Source organism: Paraclostridium bifermentans, assembly GCF_964259345.1.
Classification (GTDB): Bacteria; Bacillota; Clostridia; order Peptostreptococcales; family Peptostreptococcaceae; genus Paraclostridium; species Paraclostridium bifermentans_B.
On the sequence record NZ_CAXVJR010000026.1, the window covers coordinates 1 to 866 of the forward strand.

2 protein-coding genes are annotated in these 866 nt (G+C 29.0%); both read right to left on the bottom strand.

The window, feature by feature from the left end:
* Positions 1-413: hypothetical protein (locus tag ACEXNK_RS17500; RefSeq protein WP_373601621.1), on the bottom strand; the 413-nt coding region annotated here is incomplete at its 3' end.
* 15 nt (positions 414-428) lie between these two features.
* A partial coding sequence (locus tag ACEXNK_RS17505; RefSeq protein WP_373601622.1) for an SPOCS domain-containing protein occupies positions 429-866 on the bottom strand: 438 nt, incomplete at its 5' end.

Consider the following 866-nt stretch of genomic DNA (forward strand, 5'->3'; position numbering starts at 1 on the left):
GCTTCTACACACTCTATATATGGCATTATAGAAAGCTTTCCTTTATTTAACAAAACACATGTTTTTTCACCATCTATCATTTCAGGTAGCACTACAAACATAGTTTTAACACTTTCAAAATGAGCAGCATGAACTGGTTGAGAACAATGATCCGCTACATAAGTTATTTTTTCATTTAATTTAACTTTAACCAGCAATTTAAACCCTGTAAGATTTTGACCTTCATTTGATATGCCTTTTTCAGTTTCTATAATTTTGAAACTTTCTATTTCTGGCCACACTAAAGTATTTAAAATATTTTCTATATCAGGTTTTTCTTTTGGAATTTCTAATATTTCATTTATAATTTCTTCTTTAAAATATTTGGCCTCAAGTGGAAGAGTTTGACTTGGGGAGTGATTTTGATTAAGCATAAATAAACCTCCTTTCTATGAGCATGGTTCTGCTACAGTCATTATAGTTATATTGCCGTATAAACATCTATTGTCACATTGCGTTATATAAATATCCTCTATATATATTTGTGGAGTTACAACTCCCAAAGTATTAAATTTTTCAGGTAGAACTACATATTCACAAAATGGGAGTGTAGTATGAAAACTATGAACACTTTGAGTTTTTTTATCTGCAACATAAGTTATCTTTAATATAATATCAGCCATTATTAAAGCTTTATATCCTGTTACTATTTGACCTTCTAAGGATTTCCCAATAGGAGTTTTTACTATTTTTGTTTTAATATATTCCTTATCAACTTTTACCCTGACAATTTGTTCTATATCTGGCTTTGGATTAGGTACACAAAGCTGAAAATCTATACTTGTTTGCTTAAAATTAGTAGTATCTTGAAAGCTACATACATTATG